This is a genomic window from Rubrivirga sp., from assembly GCF_049648075.1.
Taxonomy (GTDB): Bacteria; Bacteroidota; Rhodothermia; order Rhodothermales; family Rubricoccaceae; genus Rubrivirga.
On the sequence record NZ_JBARYR010000084.1, the window covers coordinates 1 to 3,558 of the forward strand.

Annotated in this window: 2 protein-coding genes and 1 pseudogene; all 3 read left to right on the forward strand. The window is 68.8% G+C overall.

Translation table 11 applies throughout. The annotated features are described in order from the left end of the window. A pseudogene (locus WBA11_RS02310) lies at positions 1 to 188 on the forward strand (hypothetical protein); the annotation flags it as partial. A 328-nt stretch (positions 189 to 516) separates the two neighbouring features. After that, complete coding sequence (gene leuS, locus WBA11_RS02315) at positions 517 to 3,207, forward strand: leucine--tRNA ligase (protein ID WP_424519116.1); 2,691 nt, start codon at positions 517 to 519, stop codon at positions 3,205 to 3,207. Between the two features lie 20 nt (positions 3,208 to 3,227). Continuing rightward, positions 3,228 to 3,558: SDR family oxidoreductase (locus WBA11_RS02320; protein WP_424519117.1), on the forward strand; the 331-nt coding region annotated here is incomplete at its 3' end.

The following is a 3,558-nucleotide window of genomic DNA, read 5'->3' on the forward strand; positions in this document are numbered from 1 at the left end:
GGGTGGGCCTGTCCCGCGTCTACCTCAACGTCTACTACATCACCGACGTGGTGGCCGGTTGGCTCGCGGGCACGGCGTGGCTGGTCGCGAGCCTGGCCATCGTCGACGTCGTCGAGCACCGGACGCGCAGCCGGCGCGAGGTCCGCGAGGAACGGCGGCGGCCCGACGACGCGACGCCTCTCGCGTAGGCGTCCTCGAGGGCGAGTGAGCCGCCGGAACGAGAGGAGCAGCCCGTCCACTACGACCTCGAGGTCGGGCAGCAGGCGTGGGGCGATCTCCTCGCACTGGCGTAGCCACGTCCACACGAGGCGCTCGTCCGTCTTCGAGGACCCGATCGGCACGGGCTCGGTCTGGCCTGCGCATGTGCACGAACGCGCCGACCTCGAGGCCGCACCCCCGCGTCTCTGCGCCCGGCCCTCGAGGCCGCGCACCCCGACTCCTCGTCCCGCCTTCGAGGTCCGTCCTCGAGGGCGCTCCGTAGCTTCCAATCACAACTGGATCCCATAGGAAACCTCGATGGCCGGCTACCCACACGACGAGATCGAAACCCGCTGGCAGGCCTGGTGGGCGGAGCACGACGCGTTCCGCCAACTCGGACCGGGCGATGAGGGCTTCGACGGCTCGAAGCCCGGGTTCTACGCCCTCGACATGTTTCCGTACCCGTCCGGCGCGGGGCTCCACGTGGGCCACCCCGAGGGCTACACTGCGACCGACATCGTAGCGCGGTACAAGCGGATGCGTGGGTTCAACGTGCTCCACCCGATGGGATGGGACGCGTTCGGCCTGCCGGCCGAGAACTACGCCATCGAGACGGGGACGCACCCGCGCCTGACGACCGAGAAAAACGTCGCGACGTTCCGGCGACAGCTCCAGCGGTTGGGCTTTAGCTACGACTGGTCGCGCGAGGTCAACACGACCGACCCGGACTACGTGCGCTGGACGCAGTGGATCTTCCTCAAGTTGTACGAGCGGGGGCTGGCCTACGAGGCGTTCGCGCCCGTCAACTGGTGCCCGAACCTGGGCGCGGTGCTGTCGAACGAGGAGGTCGTCAACGGGCGCAGCGAGATCGGCGGGCACCCGGTCGTGCAACTCCCGATGCGCCAGTGGATGCTCAAGATCACCGAGTACGCCGACCGGCTGCTCGACGGCCTGGACGACCTCGATTGGCCCGAGTCGGTCAAGGCGATGCAGCGGAACTGGATCGGCAAGAGCCAGGGCGCCGAGGTCGACTTCCGCGTGTTCGGTCATCCCGAGGACGTGCTGCGCGTCTACACGACACGGCCCGACACGCTCTTCGGAGCCACGTTCATGGTGCTCGCCCCGGAGCACCCCCTCGTTGCCTCGATCACGACCGACGACCGGCGAGCGGACGTCGCGGACTACGTCGATGCCACGTCGCGCAAGACCGACCGCGACCGCCAGGAGCAGAAAACGAAGACCGGCGTGTTCACGGGCGCCCATGCCGTCAATCCGGTGAACGGCCACAAAATCCCGATCTGGATCGCCGACTACGTGCTCGCGACCTACGGGACCGGCGCCATCATGGCCGTTCCGGCCCAGGACCAGCGCGACTGGGACTTCGCCTCCAAGTACGGCCTCCCGATCACGCGAACGGTCCAGCCGCCCGAGGGGTGGGACGGCGAGGCGTACACCGGCGATGGCCCGGCCATCAACTCCGACGCCTCCGGCGGGCCGGTCGCCGACATCGCCCTCGAGGGCGTAAACCTCAACGGCCTCGAGGTCGAGCCGGCCAAGGAACGCGTCATGGCGTGGCTCGAGGACAACGGCGTCGGGCGGCGCCAGACGAACTACAAGCTGCGCGACTGGCTCTTTAGCCGTCAGCGCTACTGGGGCGAGCCGATCCCGCTCGTCCACGTCGACGGCGAGGTGCGCCCGCTACCCGATAGCGAACTGCCCGTCCGCCTCCCCGAGGTTGACAGCTACGAACCGGCTGGGACGGGGGAGAGCCCCCTGGCCGCGATCCCGGAGTGGGTCGAGACGGCGGATCCCGAGACCGGGGAGAAGGCCCTGCGCGAGACCAACACGATGCCCCAGTGGGCCGGCTCGTGCTGGTACTACCTCCGGTTCTTGGACCCGAACAACACCGAGGCGCTCGTCGACCCGGAGGTCGAGAAATATTGGATGCCCGTCGACCTGTACGTCGGCGGGGCCGAGCACGCGGTCCTGCACCTGCTCTACGCCCGGTTCTGGCACAAAGTCCTGTTCGACGCCGGCGTCGTCTCGACGGACGAGCCGTTCCAGAAGCTGGTCAACCAGGGCATGATCCTGGGCGAGGTCGAGTACACGGCGTACAAGCGCGTCGGCGGCGACGAGACGTTCGGCTGGATCTCGGCCGAGCACGCCCTCGAGGCCGAGGACGGGTCGTGGCAGGACGCCCGCGACGGCTCGGTGCTGGCGGCGGTGTCGGTCGAGCCCGGCGACGTCACCAAGCAGGGCGACGGGTTCGTCCTCCAAGCGCACACCGACGTCCGCGTCAATAGCCGCGCGCACAAAATGTCGAAGAGCCGCGGTAACGTGGTCAACCCCGACGACATCGTCGAGGAGTACGGCGCCGACTCGCTCCGGCTCTACGAGATGTTTATGGGGCCGCTCGAGCAGGTCAAGCCCTGGAATACGCGCTCCGTCGACGGCGTCCACCGCTTCCTGGCTCGCGCCTACCGTCTCGTCCTCGACTCCGACACCGGCGAGCGGTCCAGCACCGTCACCGAGGACGAGCCGACGCCCGACCACCTCCGCACGCTCCACGCCACGATCCAGAAGGTGACCGACGACATCGACGGCCTGCGGTTCAACACGGCGATCTCGTCCTTGATGGAGTTCGTCAACGCGGCGACCAAGTGGGACACGGTCCCGGCCTCGATCGCGGAGCCGTTCGTGTTGCTTCTGGCCCCGTTCGCGCCGCACCTCGCCGAGGAGCTGTGGCAGAAGCTCGGCCACGCCGATTCCTTGACCCACGCCGAGTGGCCGGCGTTCGACCCCGAGTTGCTCAAGGCCGACACGGTCGAGATCGCCGTCCAGGTCAACGGCAAGCTCCGCGGCACTGTCGAGGTCGACGCCCAAGCGTCGAAGGACGCCATGATCGAGGCCGCCCGTGCCGAGGAGAACGTGGCGCGCTACCTCGAGGACGGGACCGTCCGCAAGGAGATCGCGGTGCCGGGCCGCTTGGTCAACTTCGTCGTGAGCTGATCTCTACCGAGCTTTTTGCCATGCGCGTCGTCGTCACTGGAGCCACCGGAACCGTCGGGACCGCCGTCCTGAACAAGCTCCTCGCGGACGGCCACGAGGCGGTGGCCGCCGATCGGAGCGGCGGACGTGACTGGAAAGGTGCCTCCGTCCGGTTCGACTTCGAGGACGTCTCGACGCACCGGCCTGCCCTCGAGGGCGCCGACGGGCTGTTTCTGATGCGCCCGCCCTCGCTCGGCGCCGACGCCGTCAACCCGGTCGTCGACGCCGCTCTCGGTGCCGGCGTCGGGCGCGTCGCCTTTTTGTCGGTGCTCGGTGCCGGGCGGAACCCCCTGCTCCCGCACCGGGCGACGG